21 protein-coding genes and 1 riboswitch are annotated in these 23,547 nt (G+C 32.9%); of the genes, 12 read left to right on the top strand and 9 right to left on the bottom strand.

Annotated features, from left to right (window positions below):
* Window positions 1–800 precede the first annotated feature (800 nt).
* Window positions 801–1,580 carry an HAD-IIB family hydrolase gene (locus tag JVV30_RS01685; RefSeq protein WP_070855592.1) on the top strand — a complete coding sequence of 260 codons (780 nt, stop codon included), beginning with the start codon at window positions 801–803 and terminating at the stop codon, window positions 1,578–1,580.
* A gap of 80 nt (window positions 1,581–1,660) precedes the next feature.
* Window positions 1,661–2,674, top strand: coding sequence for a siderophore ABC transporter substrate-binding protein (locus JVV30_RS01680; RefSeq protein WP_204193208.1), 1,014 nt, complete (start codon window positions 1,661–1,663; stop codon window positions 2,672–2,674).
* A 77-nt stretch (window positions 2,675–2,751) separates the two neighbouring features.
* On the opposite strand, the gene JVV30_RS01675 is transcribed toward JVV30_RS01680, so the two are convergent.
* Entirely contained in the window at window positions 2,752–3,093 is a 342-nt protein-coding gene (locus JVV30_RS01675) for a hypothetical protein (protein WP_053030933.1), read from the bottom strand.
* A 165-nt stretch (window positions 3,094–3,258) separates the two neighbouring features.
* On the opposite strand from JVV30_RS01675, the gene pepF reads away from it, so the two are divergent.
* Window positions 3,259–5,070, top strand: coding sequence for an oligoendopeptidase F (gene pepF / locus JVV30_RS01670; protein ID WP_204193206.1), 1,812 nt, complete (start codon window positions 3,259–3,261; stop codon window positions 5,068–5,070).
* A 111-nt stretch (window positions 5,071–5,181) separates the two neighbouring features.
* Here pepF and phoU read toward each other — a convergent pair whose 3' ends face one another.
* The 6 genes from phoU to cvfB all read right to left on the bottom strand — a co-directional run bounded on the left by phoU (window position 5,182) and on the right by cvfB (window position 11,006).
* Entirely contained in the window at window positions 5,182–5,823 is a 642-nt protein-coding gene (gene phoU, locus JVV30_RS01665; RefSeq protein WP_053030929.1) for a phosphate signaling complex protein PhoU, read from the bottom strand.
* Window positions 5,824–5,835: 12 nt separating this feature from the next.
* A complete protein-coding gene (gene pstB, locus JVV30_RS01660; protein WP_053030927.1) occupies window positions 5,836–6,711 on the bottom strand; it encodes a phosphate ABC transporter ATP-binding protein PstB in 876 nt (291 codons plus the stop codon).
* 111 nt (window positions 6,712–6,822) lie between these two features.
* Entirely contained in the window at window positions 6,823–7,743 is a 921-nt protein-coding gene (pstA, locus tag JVV30_RS01655; protein ID WP_053030925.1) for a phosphate ABC transporter permease PstA, read from the bottom strand.
* Between the two features lies 1 nt (window position 7,744).
* Window positions 7,745–8,671 (bottom strand): phosphate ABC transporter permease subunit PstC, encoded by a 927-nt coding sequence (pstC, locus tag JVV30_RS01650; protein ID WP_070855595.1) that lies wholly within the window; start codon window positions 8,669–8,671, stop codon window positions 7,745–7,747.
* A 186-nt stretch (window positions 8,672–8,857) separates the two neighbouring features.
* Window positions 8,858–9,808, bottom strand: coding sequence for a PstS family phosphate ABC transporter substrate-binding protein (locus tag JVV30_RS01645; RefSeq protein WP_070855596.1), 951 nt, complete (start codon window positions 9,806–9,808; stop codon window positions 8,858–8,860).
* 298 nt (window positions 9,809–10,106) lie between these two features.
* Window positions 10,107–11,006 (bottom strand): RNA-binding virulence regulatory protein CvfB, encoded by a 900-nt coding sequence (gene cvfB, locus JVV30_RS01640; RefSeq protein WP_070855597.1) that lies wholly within the window; start codon window positions 11,004–11,006, stop codon window positions 10,107–10,109.
* 153 nt (window positions 11,007–11,159) lie between these two features.
* Between cvfB and JVV30_RS01635 the strand changes: the two genes are divergently transcribed.
* The 9 genes from JVV30_RS01635 (at window position 11,160) to lysA (ending at window position 21,691) form a co-directional block, all read left to right on the top strand.
* Window positions 11,160–12,764: an ABC-F family ATP-binding cassette domain-containing protein gene (locus tag JVV30_RS01635; RefSeq protein ID WP_204193203.1), complete on the top strand. Its 1,605-nt coding sequence runs from the start codon at window positions 11,160–11,162 to the stop codon at window positions 12,762–12,764.
* Between the two features lie 264 nt (window positions 12,765–13,028).
* Window positions 13,029–13,205, top strand: a riboswitch (Lysine riboswitch).
* An 85-nt stretch (window positions 13,206–13,290) separates the two neighbouring features.
* The gene (locus tag JVV30_RS01630) at window positions 13,291–14,493 is read left to right on the top strand and encodes an aspartate kinase (RefSeq protein ID WP_070855598.1); all 1,203 of its coding nucleotides are present in this window, start codon (window positions 13,291–13,293) and stop codon (window positions 14,491–14,493) included.
* Between the two features lie 63 nt (window positions 14,494–14,556).
* Window positions 14,557–15,546 (top strand): aspartate-semialdehyde dehydrogenase, encoded by a 990-nt coding sequence (locus tag JVV30_RS01625; protein ID WP_053030913.1) that lies wholly within the window; start codon window positions 14,557–14,559, stop codon window positions 15,544–15,546.
* 1 nt (window position 15,547) lies between these two features.
* Window positions 15,548–16,432 (top strand): 4-hydroxy-tetrahydrodipicolinate synthase, encoded by an 885-nt coding sequence (gene dapA, locus JVV30_RS01620; RefSeq protein WP_053030911.1) that lies wholly within the window; start codon window positions 15,548–15,550, stop codon window positions 16,430–16,432.
* Window positions 16,432–17,157 carry a 4-hydroxy-tetrahydrodipicolinate reductase gene (gene dapB, locus JVV30_RS01615; RefSeq protein WP_070855599.1) on the top strand — a complete coding sequence of 242 codons (726 nt, stop codon included), beginning with the start codon at window positions 16,432–16,434 and terminating at the stop codon, window positions 17,155–17,157. The genes dapA and dapB overlap by 1 nt, the downstream gene beginning before the upstream one ends.
* Window positions 17,158–17,195: 38 nt before the next feature.
* Window positions 17,196–17,915, top strand: coding sequence for a 2,3,4,5-tetrahydropyridine-2,6-dicarboxylate N-acetyltransferase (gene dapD / locus JVV30_RS01610; RefSeq protein WP_204193195.1), 720 nt, complete (start codon window positions 17,196–17,198; stop codon window positions 17,913–17,915).
* A gap of 274 nt (window positions 17,916–18,189) precedes the next feature.
* Window positions 18,190–19,341 carry an amidohydrolase gene (locus JVV30_RS01605; RefSeq protein WP_070855601.1) on the top strand — a complete coding sequence of 384 codons (1,152 nt, stop codon included), beginning with the start codon at window positions 18,190–18,192 and terminating at the stop codon, window positions 19,339–19,341.
* A 6-nt stretch (window positions 19,342–19,347) separates the two neighbouring features.
* Window positions 19,348–20,424, top strand: a complete 1,077-nt coding sequence (locus JVV30_RS01600; RefSeq protein ID WP_070855602.1) for an alanine racemase — start codon at window positions 19,348–19,350, stop codon at window positions 20,422–20,424.
* A 1-nt stretch (window position 20,425) separates the two neighbouring features.
* Window positions 20,426–21,691, top strand: a complete 1,266-nt coding sequence (lysA, locus tag JVV30_RS01595) for a diaminopimelate decarboxylase (protein WP_204193192.1) — start codon at window positions 20,426–20,428, stop codon at window positions 21,689–21,691.
* A gap of 130 nt (window positions 21,692–21,821) precedes the next feature.
* Here the strand turns inward: lysA and JVV30_RS01590 are convergent, their stop codons facing one another.
* Window positions 21,822–22,571, bottom strand: a complete 750-nt coding sequence (locus JVV30_RS01590; RefSeq protein ID WP_204193189.1) for a hypothetical protein — start codon at window positions 22,569–22,571, stop codon at window positions 21,822–21,824.
* A 9-nt stretch (window positions 22,572–22,580) separates the two neighbouring features.
* Window positions 22,581–23,438, bottom strand: a complete 858-nt coding sequence (locus tag JVV30_RS01585) for an ABC transporter ATP-binding protein (RefSeq protein ID WP_204193156.1) — start codon at window positions 23,436–23,438, stop codon at window positions 22,581–22,583.
* Window positions 23,439–23,547 lie beyond the last annotated feature (109 nt).

Below are 23,547 nucleotides of genomic sequence, written 5' to 3'. Positions count from 1 at the left end.
CATGTCACAGCCTTTATTTATCGTAACGAGTGATAGAGACAAGTTACAATACAGTGTAGGTAAATTCTAAGTTGATTTTCATGTTGCCCCTACAATTTAATATTACCACAGGTTTGGTTTTTAGCAATAATATTACAAAATAAATTTATTTTAGTAAATTTAAAATGTATGAAAAGTAATTCCTTATAGAAATTAATTTAGTTTATCTTTTATGAGTATGTTCATCATTTACGATTTAATGCGAAACAATTACGATTTAAAACAAAATACCATACTTGTAAGTGAGAAAAAAATATTTAGGCACCTTGGAAGCATTTTAAATATAACTATGTAAATACAGTAATTTAAGAAAAACCTAAATTATATCGGCGAGCCTCTAAAATCGATTAAAATGATATACGTTCACATACAGTTGAATGTATGTACTTAGTCATTGGTATAGTAAAAATTAGTTGCTTAATTATTTAACATTTAGGTAGCTGCTAAATACTGCAAGTTTTTGATCAATAATACGTAGTGATAAAATAACATGTTCAGAAATCATCCTGACAGCGTACGAATAAGTGTAATAACTAAAGGTATATATCGATGTGAGTATTTTAGTTTACATAATATATATTATAGGAAGTTATATGTGTTATCTCAGGGGACCTATTCTATTAATGATTTCGTGTAATTCAACATGACAATCTATGTACAATCATTTAGTATTATTCCTCATAGTTTTTAAATAGCTTACTATATATGCAGTTATATGTGCTAAACTCTAAATATATTACGATATATTAAAGGAGATTAATATGAATCTAGTATTAGATATTGACGGTACGATTTGTTTTGATGGACAACAAATTGATCAAGATATTGTCGATCGTTTACTTAGTTTACATAATATAGGACATAGAGTTATTTTTGCTTCGGCAAGACCGATACGTGATTTATTACCTGTTTTGCCTAAGCAATTTCATTTATTTCCACTTATTGGCGGTAATGGTTCTATCGTTTCTATTAATGGTCATATACGACCATTGGCAACCATTCAGCCTAAATCTTTTAAGATAATCAAAGATGTTATTAACCACTATGATTTAGATTATATTGTAGATGATCAATGGGATTATGCTGCGCGTGTTGATGAGTCTCATACTATTTTTGGTCGTCTTGATCCACAGCGATTAGCACACAAATTAACACTCGATGACATTAAGGCACCGATTAAGACGATTTTATTGAATATTGCTAACGAAGACTTTGATGAAATTGCTGCTTATATAGCGACAACTGCACCTCATTTATCTCTGATTAATCATTCGAATGAACACAATATTGATATTACCGCTAAAAATATCAATAAATTTTCGGCTATTGAATCTATCCTTGGTAGTCAGCCAACCTATATTGCATTTGGAAATGATCACAATGATATTGAGATGCTACAACACGCTAAGATTGGCTATTTTGTGAATAATAATCAAATAGATGTTGCTATTTTTAAAAACGATAATAAAATTCAGTGTATTAATGCTAATACAGATGCCCTATGTCTTGTTTTAGATCAATTACTGGAAGATTTAGTTTAAAAATAAGTGAGTATATGCATTCGAATTATATTGAAAATGATTATCAATTTCAATATAATTGTTTCATAGGAGGCTTAATTATGAAAAATTCATTTAAATATATTGCTATACTCTTTTCAATCATCATATTACTTGCTGCGTGTGGCAAGGATTCGAATTCAAAAACATCCTCTTCCAAGGATACGATTACCGTTGACAATACATATGAATTCAAGGATAAAAATAATACCCATACTAAAGGTGAAATGAAAACCGAGAAAGTTAAGATTCCAGTAAATCCAGACCGAGTTGCTGTGTTGGATTATGGTGCACTAGATATTATGAAACAGATGGGATTAGAAGACAAAATTGTAGCTATTGCAAAAGGTAAAGGTGCAGCATTCTTGCCTACTTCCCTTTCTGAATTTAAAAATGACAAATATATTAACTTAGGTAATCCTGGACAACCTAATTATGATAATTTGGCAAAGGCTAAACCCGAAGTCATTTTCACTTCATTTAGACAAGCTCATACTAAAACTTTAGATGAAATGAAAAAAGCAGCACCTAACGCTAAAATATTATTTGTAAGTCCTGACAACGATCATTATATTGATTCAATTAAAGATAACACAACGTTGTTTGGTAAAATTTTCAAAAAACAAGATGTAGCTAAAGATTTAAATGAAAAACTTAGTAAGAAAGTAGCTGAGACGAAAAAAGTTATCAATAACGATACGGTACTATTTCTAAACGTAGATGATAAAGGTGTTAAAGCATTTGGTCCTACAGGTCGTTTCGGTGGATTCCTAAATAAAGATTTAGGTATAACGCATGCCGACAAGTCTATGAAAGCAAACTCAGCTGGTAATACAGTTACTTATGAGTATTTAAATAAAGTAAATCCAGATAAATTGTTTGTAATAGATCGTACACAAAAAGGTAACGACAAAACCTTACCTTCTGCTTTAAATAATGATGTCATTAAAAATATGAAGGCAATCAAGCATAACCAAGTTTACCAATTTGAATCTAATGCGTGGTATTTTTCAGAAGGTGGTATTCAAACAACGATTGAACAATTAGATAAAATTGAAAAGGCATTTAAAAAATAATAAAGCACACCCGACTAAACATAATAAAAAACGTTTGAAACATCATGCTTAATGCATTTAGTTTCAAACGTTTTTTATTATCTATTGCGACGACGGAATGTTTCGTCATCATCTTCGTATTTACGTATTTCCTTTTCTAATTGTTTCTTTTTACGTTCACGACGCCAATTTCTAGTGAAATACCATAATAAAAAGCTAATAATTAAACTGATAATGGCTAAAAACGCAGCGTATCCAAGTAATGGTTGAAATGAAATGTCATAAAAATTAGGTATGAAAAATGCTAAAACAGCTAACGCAACAAATGTAATTACTGCGGATACAAACCATTTTTTTAGTACTAAAGCACTAAAGACAGTCAAAATGATCATTGCAACTATAGTAATCCATAAATAGTTTGGCATATCAAAAATAGTCATGTGTATCTCCAATCTAAAAAAAGTTCTTTTAAATACTATACAATAATACGTAATTAAATCATACATCTTTGCTTACGAGTTTAACTCGGCCTTAAGGCTTAATAATGAGTTTGAAAATAATATTGTGTATAATAGTTGTGAAAAATAATTGAGGGAGTGAAATATATGACGTCAGGTTTACCATTTAGAAAAGATGTTTCAGAATCAGAAAAATGGAATTTAAATGATTTATTTGAAAGTGACGCACATTTTTATGAAACGTTAGATAATGTCCTTAACCAATCAAAATCATTTAACCAACAATACAAAGGTAAAATTACTGATGCTACGATGATTAAAAAAGTGTTAACTGAATTTGAAAATATCCTTATTCAGCTTGATCGTCTAGGTAATTATGCAGAATTAAGACTAAGTGTCGATACAGCAAACACAGAGGCACAAACATTAAGCGCTAAATTATCGACAAATTATGGGAAAATTTCAAGTCAGTTATCCTTTGTAGAATCAGAAATAGTATTACTACCTGAGAATGTGATTAAACAAGCAATAGCTGAATCTGAAGTGCCACACTACTTAGAAAAATTAATTGAAAGCAAACCATATCAATTATCTCCAGAAGTTGAGCAAGTATTGGCTAGTTTGTCACCTACTTTCCAAAGTGCCTATGAATTATATGGCACTACGAAAATGTTAGACATTGCCTTTGAATCATTTGAACATAATAATGTGACATACCCTATGGATTACGCAACATTTGAAAATGAATATGAAGATAATGCTGATCCTGAATTTAGACGTAAAAGTTTCAAAAGCTTTAGTAACGCATTAAAGAAATATCAACATACAACTGCTGCGACATATAACCAACATGTGAAACAAGAAAAAATAGAAGCAGATTTAAGAGGTTATGATTCTGTCATTGACTACTTATTACATGATCAAGAAGTCACGCGAGAAATGTATGACAGACAGATTGATGTGATTATGAGTGATTTAGCGCCAGTAATGCAGAAATACGCTAAACTATTACAACGTATTCACAAGCTAGACAAAATGCGCTTCGAAGATTTAAAAGTATCTGTTGATCCAAGTTATGAGCCTGAAATATCAATAGAAGATTCTAAACAATATATCCATGGTGCACTAAAGGTACTTGGTGATGACTATATTCAAATGGTGGAACATGCTTATAATCAGCGCTGGATTGATTTTGCACAGAATAAAGGTAAAGATACAGGTGCTTATTGTGCTAGTCCATATGCTACACATTCATATGTATTTATTTCTTGGACAGGTAAAATGACTGAAACATTTGTATTAGCACACGAATTAGGTCATGCAGGACATTTCACATTAGCACAGCAACAGCAACACTTGTTAGATTCTGAAGCATCAATGTATTTCGTTGAAGCACCATCTACTATGAATGAAATGTTAATGGCTAATTATTTATTCAGTAATAGTGAAGATCCTAAATTTAAACGTTGGGTCATTGGTTCAATATTATCACGTACGTATTATCATAATATGGTTACTCACTTATTAGAAGCTGCATATCAACGTGAAGTATACCGCAAAGTGGATAATGGTGAATCACTAACAGCGCCAGTACTCAACCATATCATGCAAGATGTATATGAACAATTCTTTGGCGACGCTGTTGAGTTAACAGATGGTTCGGAATTAACTTGGATGCGCCAACCCCACTACTATATGGGATTGTACTCATACACATACTCTGCAGGGTTAACCATTGGTACAGTTGTTTCACAAAAAATTAAGCAAGAAGGTCAACCGGCAGTAGATGCATGGTTAAAAACATTACAAGCAGGTGGAAGCCAATCACCTGTTGCTTTAGCAAAAATTGCAGGTGTTGATATTACAACAGATGCCCCACTTAAAGCAACAATCAAATACATTTCTGACTTAGTAAACGAAGCGGAACAATTAACAGATGAAATTGAAAAACAAGGTTAAGTCATTACGCTTGTTGATTAATTTTAAAACCCTGAAAATAACTAGTTGAATCAGTTATTTTCAGGGTTTATTTACTTGATTTGGGTTATTTCATTTAGGAATAATTCTATGTTATTTATCGTAATGTTCACCAGTATAGAAATAATAAATACTTTCTGCTATATTTCTAACGTGGTCCCCGACTCTTTCAAGGTTTCGTGCTGCAAGGTGTGCTTGTCCGGCTACAAAAGGATCGTTATCGATTAAATATGTCGTGTTAACAATATTGGCATAAAGATCATCAATGTCTTTATCACGTTCAATCACTTCTTTAATCAATGTGATATCTTCTTCCTTTGTTGCGGTGTTAAGATCTTGCAACATTAGCATTGCCAATTTCCCCATCGTTTTTAAACGTGTTAACACATAATGATCTGTTATCTTTACTCGGAGTCTAATATGCGCGATATGTGCTGCATTATCTCCCATTCGTTCAAAGTCTGTGGAAATTTTTAAAGCTGCCATCATCATTCTTAAATCAGTTGCAATAGGTTGTTGCTTAGTGATGAGCATAATCACTTTTTCATTTATTTCATAGTCTAAATGATTAATCGTTTTATCATTTTCGATTACTTTTCTTGCATAATTTTTATCTTCTTCACTTAACGACACTAAAGCATGTTCTAGATTAAAATAAACACGAAGACCAAGGTGACGAATATCTTTAATTAAGTCACCCAATTGACCTTCGTATTTCTGTCTAATAATGGTCATCATAGTCGAATATTAACCGAAACGTCCTGAGATGTAATCTTCTGTTTGTTTATCAGAAGGATTAGAGAAGATTTTATCAGTGTCGTCATATTCGTTAACGTACCCATTAAGGAAGAATGCAGTTTTATCTGATACACGTGCAGCTTGTTGCATGTTATGTGTAACCATAATAATTGAATAATTTTCTTTTAATTCTTGAACCAATTCTTCAACTCTTAAAGTAGAAATTGGGTCAAGTGCAGACGTAGGTTCGTCCATTAAAATGACATCTGGTTCAATTGCTAAACATCTAGCGATACAAACACGTTGTTGTTGACCACCAGATAAACCATATGCATTTGTGTGTAATCTATCTTTTAATTCATCCCAAATTGCAGCGCCACGTAAAGATTTTTCTACGATTTCATCTAATAGTTTCTTATCTTTAATACCGTGTGTTTTAGGGCCATAAGTAATGTTATCATAAATTGATTTGGGGAATGGGTTTGGTTGTTGGAATACCATACCAACATTCGTTCTTAATTTTTCTTTAGAATAATTTTCGTCAAAGATATTTTGATCACGGTAAAGAATTTTACCAGCAGTTTTGACTGAAGGTACTAATTCTACCATACGATTTAATGTTTTGATGTATGTTGATTTACCACAACCAGATGGTCCAATAATTGCTGTTACATTGTTTTCTAAAATATCTAAATTGATATTTTGTAAAGCATGTGTATCGCCATACCATAAATCTAAGTTTTGTGTTGAATACACTACTTTTTTATTCGTATCAGTTTCGTTATTATGTTTCACTTCATTTGATGAAACAACTGTTGAAATTGAGTCTTGAGATCGATTTGTATGTTGTGCTAATTCTTTCTCTTTAACATTTGTATTTGCCATAATTAAAAACTCCTTTATATCTGTAAGATTGAAACGATAATGATGCATGATTATAAACATGTCATTGTCGCTTCAATCTTCACTCCCTAATGAATGATGTATATGATTGGATTAATATTTTCTAGAGAACTTGTTACGTAAGAAAATGGCTACTGCGTTCATTAATAATAAGATGACTAGTAATACGATAATTGCTGCTGATGCAACATTTTGGAATTCAGCTTGAGGCATTTTAGCCCAAGTGTAAATTTGCGTTGGTAATGCTGTAAACATTGACATAATACTTGTTGGTGTTGCTAATAGAATCGTTGGTATACCAATTAAGATTAATGGCGCTGTTTCACCCAGTGCACGAGATAAAGATAGAATGAAACCAGTTAAGATACCAGGTAGTGCTGCAGGTAATACAACACGTCTAATAGTTTGCCATTTGTTTGCGCCTAAGCCGTATGAAGCTTCACGAACAGAGTTTGGAACAGCTCTGATTGCTTCCTGACTTGAAACGATAATAATAGGTAAAATAAGTAATGACATTGTTAAGGCTGCAGCGATAACACTATTACCTAAAGCAAGTGCTTGAATACCGCCACCACGAACGAATAATGTTAATCCTAGTAAACCAAATACGATTGAAGGTACACCGGCTAAGTTAGAAATGCTAATTTTAACGAAGCTCGTAAAGAAATTATCTTTCGCATATTCTTCTAAGTAAATTGCCGTACCAACACCTAAAATCATAGAGATTGGGATAATACTTACCATTAACCAAATTGTTCCTGCTAATGCACCTTTAATACCTGCTTGTGAAGGTGTAGAAGAAGAGAAACTCGTAAAGAAATCTGGTGTAAGATAACCAATACCTTTAACAAATGTTTGAATTAATAAAGCTGCAAGTACGATTAAAGCGATTACGATACATGTAAAGAATAACCATTTATTTAGCTTGTTCGTTTTGCCACGACTTGAAATATTTTTTTCTACTTTATTTTGGTCTATTAATGTTTTTGCTTTAGGATTTGTAGTAGCTGTCATATTAATACTCCTCTCTGAAGCGTTTCGAAATCCAATAAGAAATTAAGTTCATTATTAACGTGAAGATAAACAACGTGAAACCAACGGCATAAATACTGTAGTACATATCTGAACCGAATGTAGCATCACCAGTTGCAACTTCTACGATATAACCAGTCATCGTTTGAATTGAATTTGTTAAGTTTAGTGATGCTGTAGGTGAACTACCAGCCGCTAATGATACGATCATTGTTTCACCGATGGCTCTAGAGATACCTAGAACGATTGAAGCTACGACACCAGAGGCTGCAGCTGGTAATACTACTTTTGTAGCAACTTCGAATTTAGTTGATCCTAATCCGTAAGCACCCTCACGAATTTTATTAGGCACAGATGCCATAGCATCTTCACTCATACTTGTAATGACAGGAACAATCATGATACCTACTACAATTCCTGGGCTGACAGAGTTAAAACTATCAAGCGCTGGAATAAACGTTCTTAAAACAGGTGTTACAAACGTTAAAGCGAAGAAACCAAATACAATTGTTGGAATACCTGCCAAGATTTCTAGAATTGGTTTAATAATACGTCGTGCTTTGTCACTTGCATATTCACTTAAATAAATAGCTGCGCCTAATCCGATAGGTACTGCGACGATCGTTGCGATAACAGTAATTTTTAAAGTACCAATTACAAGTGCCCAGATACCATATTTAGGATCAGAACCTGTTGGGTTCCAGTCTTTAGTGAATAGGAATTCAACGATAGATACGCGTGTGAAGAATGTTATTGTTTCAGTTATCAAAGTGAATAGAATACCGATTGTAGTTAAAATTGAGATTGCAGCTATAATACCTAAAATAATGGGTACGATTTTATCACTAAAACCGCCCTTTTTAGCGTTATTTTTAGCTATCAAGTCTCTAACATTAGTTTCCGATGCCATATATAACCCTCTCTTTTTCTCCCAATAAATTTAAAAAAGCGCTAGAAATTATCAGGTAAACAATGAGTTCAAATTAACCTTAAAACATTTTAACAATCACCCATATATTCGAGAACAAGGTAGCAGAGTTGCTACCTTGTAATACCCCTTGAATAATTCCCAGCCCTTTGTTATTAATAATGATTATTATTTATCTGATTTTTTGTCATATTTTTCTAAGCTTTTAAGTTCATCTTTGTAAACTTTTTCTGGTGAAGCTACATAACCAGCATCTTCAGCAGATTTACCTTTGTCTTCTAATGTGAATTTGATGAATTCTCTCATTACGTCATTATCTTTTAATGATTTTTCTTTAACATATAAGTATAATGGTCTACTTAAAGCATATGAACCGTCTTTGATTGTTTCTTTAGTTGGTTCAGTAGTTTTGCCTTCATCGTCTTTGATTTTAACTTCTTTTAATTTATCTTTGTTTTGTTCGTAGAAGTTATAACCGAAGTAACCGATACCCTCTTTGTTTTTCTCAACTGATTGAACAATTACGTTAGTATCTCCGTTTTTCTCAGCTTTGATATCTTCTTTGTTCATTACTTCCTCTTCGAAGAAATCATAAGTACCATGACTTGAGTTTGGAGAGAATGCTTTGATTTCTTTATCAGGCCAGCTTGAATTTACATCTTTCCAAGTTTTAGCTTCGCCACTGTAGATTTTTTTCAATTGATCTTTAGATAATTCTTTAACGAAGTCGTTATCTTTGTTTACAGCAACTGTTACACCATCTTGTGCAATTTTGTATTCTTTATATTTAATATCTTTGTCTTCTAATTTTTGTTTTTCTTCATCTTTAATAGGTCTAGAAGCTTGTGAGAAATCAGTTTCGCCAGCGATGAATTTTTCAAAACCAGCACCAGTACCTGCTTGACCAGATGAAATAGTAGCGTTTGGATGATCTTTAGCCCATTTTTCGTTTAATTTTTCAACGATAGGAGCTACTGTTGATGAACCTTCACCTTTGGCTTCACCTTTAAGGTCTTTGCCATCTCCAGAACCACTTCCACTGCTATCTCCACCGCCACATGCGCCTAATAATACCGAAGCGCCTAAAACAGTTGTACCAACTAATTGCCATTTTTTCATTGAAATATCCTCCTAATAGATAACCCAAAATGTTATATGTATTTCTTACAGTCCTTATATTACATACCTTTTGTTAATACAAAATGGTTTAAATGTAAATTTTTTGTTAAGATTATAGAAAAATTAATACTAAGCATAAAGATTGTCTATGAAAATAAAAAAAGGGGCTGGAGAGAATTCTTATCGAATTCATCTTCCAGCCCCACATGTATGACTAGCGGTTAGAAAAATTTCTTGAAATGACATAGCGTATTAAAACCACTATTTAAATAGAAGGAAAATGTTTGAATCGAGATGATTAATCTTTTTCTACACGACTCCAACCTTTTTTAGTTAAAGAAATTTTTCCTGTTTCAATATTAATAATTTTATGTTTGTATAAGTGACCAATGGCACGTTTGAATGAACCTTTACTCATGTTGAACACTTCTTTGATTGCTTCTGGGCTTGATTTATCCCAAAAAGGTAATTCACCTTCGTATTCGACTAATAAATCAAATATTAATTGACCATCATCATCAAGACGTTCATGAGCTAAAGGTAAAAATGAACCATTTAGTTCACCTTTATCGTTATGACCAATAATTCGAACTTCTACTTCTTCCCCTAAACGTGGCTCTTCTTTACGTTCTGATTCATGTACAAAGATTTTATAGCCATCATTTGATAGCAAGAAACTTCCTATTCTTAATAATCGATATGGTCTTGCTTTAATAAGTTCATTTTGTTTTTCGTCATCATAAACTGGCGTAAACATTTTTTCTACGATTGTTTCACTAGCTAGACGCGCAAACATTTGATTTTCTCTATCGATACGTAATGTAACGAGTACATAATCTCCAGTTTGTGGCCATAATGACTTCACTTTCGGTAAATCTTCCCAAGGAATAAGTACTTCTCTTGGTAAACCAACATCTACACGTGCACCATCACGGTCTGTTTTTAACACTTTGGCAAAATCATATTTGTCTTTCGTAATGTCCGGCATATTTTGAGTTGCAAATAATTCTCCAGAACGGTTTGGATAGATGAAGAAACTGTATTCTTCACCTGTTTCTAATTCATCTTCATCATTGATTTCTGATTGATTTAATTTTACTTGTTCACCATTTGGACCTTTTAAAAGGTATGTAGAACCTTCTAAACCAATGACTTCTAAAAATTCAATTGAACCAACGATATCTTTATCTAATGCCATAATATTCTCCTTCAAGGGTTTGTATTCTACATCATTATAACATGCATAGTAAAAACAAGCATTCACACGTTTACATTTACATTAGGTCGAAACTCTATACAGAATATGATATAATTTTTGCGTTAGATAAACGATAAATAAAGGAGTAAATGCATGCTACAAGTAACTGATGTAAGTTTACGTTTCGGCGATCGTAAACTATTTGAAGATGTAAATATTAAATTTACTGAAGGTAATTGTTATGGACTTATTGGTGCCAATGGTGCTGGTAAATCAACGTTTTTAAAAATTTTATCAGGAGAAATTGATTCTCAAACAGGACACGTTTCAATGGGTAAAGATGAACGTTTAGCTGTTTTAAAACAAGATCACTTCGCTTATGAAGATGAACGCGTATTAGACGTCGTTATCAAAGGTCATGAACGTTTGTATGAAGTAATGAAAGAAAAAGATGCCATTTATATGAAACCGGATTTCAGTGATGAAGATGGTATCCGTGCTGCTGAACTTGAAGGTGAATTCGCTGAAATGAATGGTTGGAATGCAGAAGCGGATGCTGCTTCCCTACTTTCAGGTTTAGGTATCGCTACTGAATTACACGATAAACAAATGTCTGAATTAGAAAATAATCAAAAAGTGAAAGTTTTATTAGCTCAAAGTTTATTTGGTGAACCAGATGTACTTCTACTCGATGAGCCTACCAATGGTTTAGATATTCCTGCCATTAGTTGGTTAGAAGATTTCTTAATTAATTTCGATAATACAGTCATTGTTGTATCACATGACCGTCACTTTTTAAATAATGTATGTACACATATTGCTGATTTAGATTTCGGTAAGATTAAATTATATGTAGGTAACTATGATTTCTGGTATCAATCAAGTCAATTAGCTCAAAAAATGGCTCAAGAGCAAAACAAGAAAAAAGAAGAAAAAATTAAAGAATTACAAGACTTTATTGCACGTTTCTCAGCAAATGCTTCTAAATCTAAACAAGCGACAAGTCGTAAAAAACAATTGGAGAAAATTGAATTAGATGATATTCAACCTTCTTCAAGACGTTATCCATATGTTAAGTTCACGCCAGAGCGTGAAATTGGAAATGATTTATTAACCGTACAAGGTCTATCTAAAACGATTGATGGTGAAAAAGTACTTGATAATATCTCATTCACTATGAATCCAGATGATAAAGCGATATTAATTGGAGATAGTGAAATTGCTAAAACAACACTATTGAAAATTTTAGCTGGTGAAATGGAGCCAGATGAAGGTACATTTAAATGGGGTGTAACGACATCATTAAGTTACTTCCCTAAAGATAACTCAGAATTCTTTGAAGGTGTAGACATGAATTTAGTAGATTGGTTACGTCAATATGCGCCTGAAGATGAACAAACTGAAACGTTCTTACGTGGATTCTTAGGACGTATGTTATTTAGTGGTGAGGAAGTTAAAAAGAAAGCGAGTGTACTTTCTGGTGGCGAAAAAGTTCGCTGTATGTTAAGTAAAATGATGCTTTCAAGTGCGAACGTTTTACTATTGGATGAACCTACGAACCATCTTGATTTAGAAAGTATTACAGCAGTAAATGATGGCCTTGCTTCATTTAAAGGTTCAATCATCTTTACGTCATATGACTTTGAATTCATCAATACGATTGCAAACCGTGTCATTGATCTAAATCAACCAGGCGGTTTATCTAAAGAAGTCCCTTATGAAGAATATTTACAAGAAATTGGTGTATTACAAAAATAAATTTATAATTTAAAATAAGGTTGAGATTAAAGTATATCGTTTAGAACATGTCGATTAAGTTCTAGAATAGGATTACTTTGTGTCTCAACCTTAATTTTTTATACTAATTAAAGGTCTCAACACTGAAATTTTTACACTTTTAATTCATATTTACCTTCATGATGAAAAATAGCCTTTAATTTTTCAGTCTATTTCAAAAAATCACAATTATCGGTTTACAGACACAATTGCCATATGTATAATATAAAACATAGCAATTGAATAAGAAATTGATGAGGCGCATCAATCATTAGTATATATTAGATACACTGTCTGCAACAGCTAATATAGAAAGGGTGCGATGCCGAAATGAATCATAATCGCAGGTATGATTTGTTGGACTTTGTGGTTAAGAGCTGAGAGTTTGTCATTATTTAAAAATAATGGAGTGCATCACTTGTATATAAATTATGAGCAAGTTCGAGCATTCCGAACTTGCTCTTTTTTTATAACGTGTGCCTCCCCCTAATCTGTAGGAGGTATCGTATTGAAACGAAGTGTTTTGAAATTTGGCGGTTCATCCGTTGCTGATTTTACAAAAATAAAAAATATAGCTAAAATGCTGAAACGTCGAGTAGACGAAGGTGAACAATTAATTGTAGTAGTCAGTGCTATGGGGAAAACAACAGATCAACTAATGGATAATGTCTTCCATTTGACTGCGACACCTAAAGATGAAGAACTTGCACTGTTACTTACTACTGGTGAACAACAAACGGTATCCTATTTATCAATGGTGTTAAATGATATCGGTGTGACTGCTAGAGCCATGACTGGTTATCAAGCAGGTATTAAAACGGTTGGTCATCATTTGAAAAGCAGAATTGCAGAAATTGATTCAAAAACCTTTGATCAAGCTTTTCAAAATAACGACATTTTAGTCGTAGCAGGCTTTCAAGGTATCAATGATGAGTTAGAACTTACAACTTTAGGTCGTGGTGGTTCTGATACAACGGCAGTTGCCTTAGCAGCAAGTAATCAAATACCTTGTGAAATATATACAGATGTTGATGGTGTCTATGCAACCGATCCAAGAGTTCTTAGTCGAGCAAAGCGCTTAGATTATGTATCTTACGAAGAAATGATGGAAATGAGTGCACTTGGTGCAGGTGTACTTGAAACCCGTAGTGTTGAGCTTGCTAAGAATTACGATATACCATTGTATTTGGGAAGAACACTATCAAATGTGAAAGGAACGTGGATTATGCCAAGAACAGAAATTCTAGAAAAGAAAGCAGTCACGGGCGTCGCTTTAGATAAACATATGATGCATGTAACGATAAGCTACCCCCTACCTGACAATCGTTTGTTAACGCAATTGTTTACAGCGTTAGAAGATGGCTCAGTTAATGTAGATATGATATCGCAAATCGTTAACATCGAAGGGCTACAATTATCGTTTACGATTAAAGATAGTGATGTGCATCAAATTTCACATATTTTAAGTGGGCTTTCCGCTCAATTTGAAGCTTTAGATTATAAAATTAATGAAGCCTATGTCAAAATTTCATTAATTGGTTCAGGCATGAGAGATATGTCAGGCGTAGCATCCAGAGCGTTTATTACACTAATTAACGCCAACATCCCTTTTTATCAAACAACAACTTCAGAAATCAGTATTTCATATGTCATTGACGCTGAAAATGGCGAAAAAGCCGTAGAGCGATTATATGAGGCATTTGATATATAATTCATATAACATTTAAATTAAATTTTAGGAAAATTCAAACAAATATTATTGGAGTGATAAATTATGACAAAATTAGCAGTGGTTGGAGCAACAGGATTAGTTGGAACAAAAATGTTAGAAACTATTGATCGTAAACACATTCAATTTGACGAATTGGTCTTATTCTCATCTGCAAGATCTGCGGGGAAAGAAGTTGAATTTCAAGGTCAAACATATGTTGTTCAAGAACTAACAGAAGATGCAGCTAGTGCCCACTTTGACTATGTTTTAATGAGTGCTGGTGGCGGTACAAGTGCACAATTCGCCCCTATTTTTGAAAAAGCTGGTGCAATCGTTATTGATAATTCAAGCCAATGGCGAATGACTGAAGATGTAGATTTAATTGTACCTGAAGTTAATCAACCAGAATTCAAACGTGGTATTATTGCCAATCCTAACTGTTCAACAATTCAATCGGTAGTGCCATTAAAAGTGTTACAAGATCAATTTGGTTTAAAACGTGTGGCATATACTACGTATCAAGCAGTTTCAGGCTCTGGAATTAAAGGTAAACGAGATTTAGCAGAAGGTGCAAATGGGAAAGAACCAGAAGCATATCCACACCCTATTTACAATAATGTGTTACCTCATATCGATGTGTTTTTAGAAAATGGATATACAAAAGAAGAACAAAAAATGATTGATGAAACACGCAAAATTTTACATGAACCAGATTTAAAAGTCACAGCTACATGTGCCCGCGTTCCGGTACAAGATAGCCATAGTGTTGAGATTGACGTTACGCTTGATAAAGAAGCAACTGTACAAGACATTAAAGCGTTATTCGATAAAGATGATCGTGTTGTATTAGTTGATAATCCTGACAATAACGAGTATCCTCAGGCACTTACTTCTACTGGTAAAGATGACGTGTTTGTTGGTCGTATTCGTAGAGATGACTCATTGGATAATACGTTCCACGTATGGTGTACGTCAGACAATTTATTGAAAGGTGCAGCCTTGAATGCCGTGCAAGTATTAGAGCAAGTAATCAATTTAAAAGGAGCTAGATAATATGCCACATTTATTCGAAGGTGTAGGTGTAGCACTTGCTACCCCATTCAAAAATAATGAAGTTGATTATAATGCATTAGAGAGACACGTAGATTTCCTTTTAGAAAATGGTGTAAAAGCTATTATTGTTAATGGAACTACAGCTGAAAGCCCTACTTTAACTGAAGAAGAGAAAGCGCATATTCTAGAATCAGTGATTCAACAAGTCAATCATCGTGTGACAATTATCGCAGGTACAGGTACTAATAATACTGCCAAATCTATTCAAGCATCACTACGCGCAAAAGCACTTGGTGCGGATGCAATTATGCTGATTACACCCTACTACAACAAAACGAATCAACGTGGATTAATTAAACACTTTGAAACGATTGCAAATGAAGTTAAATTACCTGTAGTACTTTATAATGTACCTTCTCGAACAAATATGACGATTGAACCAGAAACGGTTGAAACATTAAGTCATAATCAATACATTGTTGCAATTAAAGATGCTACAAATGATTTTGATTATTATGAAGATGTAAAACGTCGTATTGATCAAGAAACTTTTGCATTGTATAGCGGTAATGATGACAATGTTGTTGACTTCTATAATAGAGGTGGCAATGGTGTTATATCGGTTATTGGTAATGCTATTCCTAGAGAATTCCAAGCATTATACGATGCGAAACAACGTGGAGAAGATATTTCAAAAGATTTTGAACCGATTGGTAAATTATTAAGTGCATTATCTGTTGATGTTAACCCTATTCCGATTAAAGCGTTAACGAGTTATCTAGGATTCGGAGATTATGAATTACGTTTACCACTGATTCCTTTAGAAGTAGAAGATGCTAAAGTATTAATTGACGCATTTCAACAATTTAAAGCAGGTGAACTTTAATGAAAATATTACTTATAGGTTATGGCGCAATGAATCAGAGAGTGGCACGTTTGGCAGAAGACAAAGGTCATGAAATTATCGGTGTTATAGCGCCACAAAACAATGAAACAACGCCATATACGCATTACAGTCATATTGCTGATGCGCAAAATGAAGCGGATGTGGCTATAGACTTTTCAAATCCTAATCTATTATTACCTCTACTTGATGAGCAATTTCAATTGCCTTTAGTGGTAGCTACTACTGGTGAAAAGGAAAAAATAGTTGAAAAGTTAAATGAATTAGGTCAAAGCATGCCTGTCTTCTTTAGTGCAAATATGAGTTATGGTGTGCATGCATTAACTAAAATATTAGAAGCTGCAGTGCCGCTTTTACAAGATTTTGATATTGAGTTGACTGAAGCACATCATAATAAAAAAGTAGATGCCCCTAGTGGCACATTAGTTAAATTATATGACGTCATCAAAGACTTACGTCAAAACAGTACACCTGTATATGATCGTCATGAGCGCACTGAACAACGCAGTAAAGATGAAATTGGTATTCACTCTATTCGAGGTGGCACTATAGTTGGTGAACATGACGTGTTATTTGCTGGAATAGACGAAACCATTACAATTACGCATAAAGCACAGTCAAAGGATATCTTTGCTAACGGTGCCATTACTGCCGCAGAAAAATTAATAAATCAATCTAATGGTTATTACACGTTTGATAATTTATAAAATATAAAATTCTATCTATTATTAAGGAGAGTTCAATTATGGTACAACACTTATCAGCTGAAGAAATTATTCAATATATCAGTGATGCTAAAAAATCCACACCATTAAAAGTATATGCCAATGGACATTTTGATGGTGTTACCTTCCCAGAATCTTTTAAAGTATTTGGTTCTGACGATTCTAAAGTTGTTTTTTGTGAAGCAGATGATTGGAAGACATTCTATGAAGCAAATCAATCTGTAATTACGAAGTTAGAAATTGAAATGGATCGTCGAAATTCAGCTATTCCGCTTAAAGATTTAACGAATACGAATGCGCGTATTGAGCCAGGTGCATTCATTCGAGAACAAGCAATTATCAAAGATGGCGCTGTTGTAATGATGGGTGCAACGATAAATATTGGTGCAGTTGTTGGCGAAGGCACTATGATTGATATGAATGCAACACTTGGTGGTCGTGCTACTACTGGTAAAAATGTACATGTAGGTGCTGGTGCTGTGTTAGCAGGTGTTATTGAACCCCCTAGCGCCTCTCCAGTAATCATTGAAGATAATGTGTTAATCGGTGCGAATGCGGTTATCTTAGAAGGCGTTCATGTTGGTGAAGGTGCAATTGTTGCTGCTGGTGCTATTGTCACTCAAGACGTTCCAGCTGGTGCAGTTGTTGCTGGTACACCAGCCAAAGTCATTAAACAAACTTCTGAAGTTGAAGATTCTAAACGTGAAATCGTTTCAGCATTAAGAAAATTGAATGACTAATGCGATATGTATTTGATAAGTGTCTGTGGCACAATTTATTATTTTATGGCTATAATGCATGATTGTAATAGCTGACTGAACTGAGAAGGCGCTTAACATAAGCTCTTCTCAGTTTTAGTTATTCTCGAGAGTGATGACGCGCTAGTATGACGGGTTATTCTTTCTCTATTCTCACACTTTAATCATATTTTAAATTACAATCACACCATACATAAAAAGATGAAATAAGTTACAATAATGATAAGACGAATATAGTAAACAAAGGAATGATATGATGAGCGAATTAGAGTTTGTAACGAAACATAGAAGACATTTACATCAACATCCAGAATTAAGTCTACATGAGTTTGAGACAACAGAATACATTACACATTTTTTAGATGACTTAGGGGTTTCTTATGAGAGACCGCTTGAAACAGGTGCAATTGCTTATTTAAAAGGTAATAGTGATCATACCGTTGCATTTCGAGCAGATATTGATGCGTTACCTATTTTTGAAGAAAATGATGTTGACTATCGTAGTCAAACAGACAACGTGATGCATGCGTGCGGCCATGACGGTCATACAACGGCATTAATGTTATTTGTTAAACGTTGTAAAGAGATGTTTGATAAAGGGACACTACCGCATAATGTTGTATTTATATTCCAACCTGCTGAAGAAACTGGCGGCGGTGCGAATCGCTTAATTAAAGCAGGCGCGTTTAATAATTATCCAATAGAAGCCGTTTTTGGCATTCATGTTAATCCATTTGCAGATGAAGGACAAGTTGTAATCCGCGATGAAGAAATTACAGCCAGTGCAACTGAGTATCGTTTCTTTTTAAAAGGGCTATCTAGTCATGTTGCGGATAAAGAACAAGGTCATTCTTGTGGCGAAGCGCTATTACATGTTCTAAATCAAGTTGGTCAGATACAACAGTATCATCTTAACGGATTGAAACGAAACATTGTTCATATGGGACATTTTGAAGCTGGTGAGGCAATAAATACAGTAGCTAGCCACGGATATTTAGAAGGTACAATTAGAACGTATGACCCTAATGATTTAAATGTAGTTAAAACTCAAATGCATAAAATTGCTGAAAGTGTAAGTTTATTATTTAACGTAGAATGTGAAGTGAAATTTGAAGAAGGCTATCCTCCTACGATGAACAGTCCTAAACTACGTGCAAGTGTAGAACAAGCAATTAATGCTGCGAATCTAGAAGTAATAGATAAGCCCCTACCTTTCTTATTTGGTGAAGACTTTAGTTTCTATGGCCAACAACTTGCGCCTGCTTACTTTGCATTCGTAGGTACACGTAACGAAGACAAAGGTTTTGTAACTGGCCTTCATACCTCTCATTTAAATTTTGATGAAAAAGTATTAATTGATGTGGCAAATTATTATGAACAATTGTTAATGCATTATGGAGAGGAGTAATTCACATTGACAGCAATATGGTCCGTCGATAAAGAAGCGTTTTTACAAAATGCTATTCAAGTTAAAAATGATAATTCAATAATGGCTGTAGTGAAGAACAACGCTTATCATTATGGTTTGGCGTTTGCTGTTACCTCTTTTTTAAAAGCAGGAATCCATACATTTAGCACTACTTCTTTGAAAGAAGCCATTAAAGTACGCGAATTAGCACCTAATGCCACGATATTCTTGATGAACGCAGTTTATGATTTTGAAAAAGTAAGAAAATATCAAATTCAAATGACCTTACCGTCATTAGCGTACTATTATAAATATAAGAATGATTTAAGTGGTATCAAAGTGCATCTCGAATATGAGAATTTACTTCACCGTTCTGGATTCAAAACATTAGAAGAAATTAAAGAAGTTATTGAAGACCATCTAGCGAATACAAACGAAGATAAAATGATTATTAGTGGCGTATGGACCCACTTTGGTTATGCGGATGAATTTGATGTTCCAGAGTATGGTGTAGAGCGAGAGGCTTGGATAAATGTGGTGAATGCATTGTTAAAAGATGGTTATCAGTTTGATTTCATTCATGCGCAAAATAGTGCAAGCTATTATCGTGAAGGTCAAATACTATTACCGCAACATACCCATGCACGTGTAGGCATCGCGTTATATGGTTCTCGTCCTTATAGCCGATTAGGCACACAGATTATTAAGCAATCACTGACTGTTAAAGGTAATGTGATTCAAGTGCGTGAAGTTAATGCTGGAGATTATTGTGGGTATAGTTTCGCATTCGAAGCGACTCGTGATCACACACGATTAGCAGTTGTAGACATCGGTTATGGTGATGGTATCCTTAAATCGAGAGCTAAACATGACGCATTAATTAATGGTAAGCGTTACCCTATTCGTGCATTAATGATGAGTCATATGTTTGTGGAAGTCGATGATGAAGTCGATGCACAAGATGAAGTGATATTATATAATGACGATATACGCATTGATGAATATACATTCAAAGGTGTTGGCGCTAACTCAGAACAACTTAGTGCGATGAATCATGATTCTCTCATAAAGGAGTATAGATAAAATGGCAGTAAAATATAATGATTATGGTGAATTAACAATGGCAGGCACAAGTTTAAAGACGCTTGCTCAAAGCTTTGGTACCCCTACTATTGTTTATGATGAAGATGAAATCCGCAATCAAATGCGTAGATACCATAAAGCTTTTCAAGAAAGTGGTTTGAAATATAATATTTCTTATGCATCTAAAGCTTTCACTTGTATACAAATGGTTAAATTAGTACAAGAAGAGGATTTACAATTAGATGTAGTATCTGAGGGTGAATTATATACTGCATTAGAGGCGAAATTTGATCCTAGTAAAATTCACTTCCATGGTAACAATAAAACAAAACATGAGATTCAATATGCTCTAGAAAATGGCGTTGGTTACTTCGTCATCGATTCACTTGAAGAAATTGAATTAATCGATAAATACGCAAGTGATTCGGTGAATGTAGTTATACGTGTTAATCCAGGTGTTGAAGCGCATACACATGAGTTTATTCAAACTGGACAAGAAGATAGTAAATTCGGTTTATCTATTCGTCATGGTTTGGCTATCGAAGCGGTTAATAAAGTGCGTGATTCAAAACGTTTACATTTAAAAGGCGTTCACTTCCATATCGGTTCTCAAATCGAGGGTACTGAAGCAATGATTGAAACTGCTAAAATAGTACTAAATTGGTTATCTGACAATGATATTAAAATTGAGCTGCTTAATATCGATGGAGGTTTTGGTATTAAATATATTGAAGGTGATGTTAGCTTCCCTATTGAGGAAGGCATCTCAGAAATAACTAACGCAATTAAAGCGGAAACTGATAAATTGAATTATGAAGTGCCAGAAATAGGTATTGAACCTGGTCGTTCAATCGTTGGTGAAGCTGGTATAACATTATATGAAGTTGGCACAATTAAAGAAATTCCTAATGTGAATAAATATGTATCGATTGATGGCGGTATGAGTGATCATATTAGAACAGCTTTATACGATGCGAAATATCAAGCGTTATTAGTGAATCGTCATGAAGAAGCTGATGATACGGTAACGATTGCTGGTAAATTATGTGAATCAGGCGATATTATTATTCGCAATGCGAAACTCCCTTCTTCTGTTCAACGTGGTGATTACCTAGCGATTCTTTCTACAGGAGCATATCATTACTCAATGGCTTCTAATTACAATCAAATGCAGAAACCACCTGTGTTTTTCTTAAAAGATGGTAAAGCACGTGAAGTTATTAAACGCCAATCATTACGTCAATTGATTATTAACGATACTAAATAACAATTACCAATTTAAAAAAATAATTCTAAAGAATGTTAAAAGAAAATTTAAACTTAAAACCTACGTAGACTTTATAAATTTTGCTACGTAGGTTTTTAATATCTTAATAATTAATTCTATTATATATATACTAATATTGTAATTTTTTAAAAATAAGTTTTGATACAAGATATATAACTATTATGTATACTAAAGTAATTACACTCATTATTAATAAATTTTGCGAAAAGCTAATATTACTATCTAATTTGATAAAATTAGAAGGGAAAAGCTTAATTTTATCAATACTGTCTGTAACTTTTATGAGAATAAATCCTGTAATTAAAGTAATAATAGTTACTCCAGTATTAAAACGTATAGATGCAATAAGTGATAAAAATATTAAAATAGCATCGGTAAAAAATAAGCCTATCAAATTTGTCATTAGATAATGATTATATTTAGTATCTTTTAATAATAAAGAATGTGATGAATAATCATGATTATTCACAAAATATAAATAAACAATTATTGAGGATACACATAATATAATTAGAAAAGTAATATAAACTATAATGATTGATAAAAATTTATTATTAAAAATTTTATTTCTATTCTGATCTTTGAAAAAAAGAAGACGACTAGTACTAATTTCATTATAGAATAATATTGATGCTAAATAAGCAACTATTATTAATGATAGCATTGACTTTTGCTGGGTATCATATATCGCAATAAAGGTTTCCAAAAAGCTTACACTACCAGCTTGACTAGCTGAGAGTGATAAGAAATTACTATTTAAAAATTGTGCTAAAAATATTAATAAAGGATAGAGACCTAAAATTAAAAGTAACCATGTGGCGCGTATCTTAAAAACATACATGAATATAAATTTAAACATTAGTAATACCTACTCTTGATAAAAATATGATTCTAAATCATGTGAGTTATGTATAACTTCTAATAAAGAATTATCACTTAACTCTACAAGTAATTTAGACAAGTTATCGTTCTCATTTTTTATAGTGACAATATTTAAGTCGATTTTTTCAATAAATGAGAACTTAGAAAGTAAATTGTCAATATTGTTAATTGTTTTTTTAAATTTCAATTTTATAATATTGTTTTGTTCTTTAACATCTATTTCTGTAATCTTTCGTTTATTTAATAATAAAAACCTTGTGCACAATCCTTCTAATTCTTTTAATTGATGACTAGATATTAAAAAAATTGTGTCATTCTCTTTAGAAAATTGTTCGATTATTGTTATTAATTTTTGTACTCCAATAGGATCTAAACCTAAAAATGGTTCATCTAAAATAGCAACTTTTGGTTTGATTATTAAACATAACGCCAAACATAATCGCTGTTTCATACCATATGAAAAGTATTTTACTTTCTTCGAGTTATCTTCTAGAGCAACTAGATTTAAAATTTTACTTATATCTTTAGAATATTCTGTTTTATTATTAATTTCTAAGTAATATTCTAAATTTTTTCTGGCGCTAATTTCAGGGAAATAGATTTGATTAATCATAAATGCAAAAGCATTTAAGACGTTATATTTACTATTTATATCAATGCCATTATAAAAAATATGACCTTGGGTAGGCAACTGAGATTTAGCAATTAGCTTCATTAAAGTAGTTTTACCTGCCCCATTAGTACCAAGCAAACCGACTTTTTCACCTTTACATATTTTGAAATTTATATTTTCTAAAATTGCTTTTTTATGATACTTTTTTGAAATATCTTTAAATTCTAACATGTTTCTCCCCTTTTTTAAATTTAATAAATATTATGAATAGTTGAGGTATTAAATAAGCCAATATTAAAAAAATTACTTGAGAGATTTCGATAAAGTCCGTATAATTGTG

Source organism: Staphylococcus sp. GDY8P47P, assembly GCF_016892225.1.
GTDB classification, from domain to species: Bacteria; Bacillota; Bacilli; order Staphylococcales; family Staphylococcaceae; genus Staphylococcus; species Staphylococcus borealis.
Note: the sequence above shows the minus strand (reverse complement) of the source record. Positions and strands in the feature narration are given on the sequence as shown.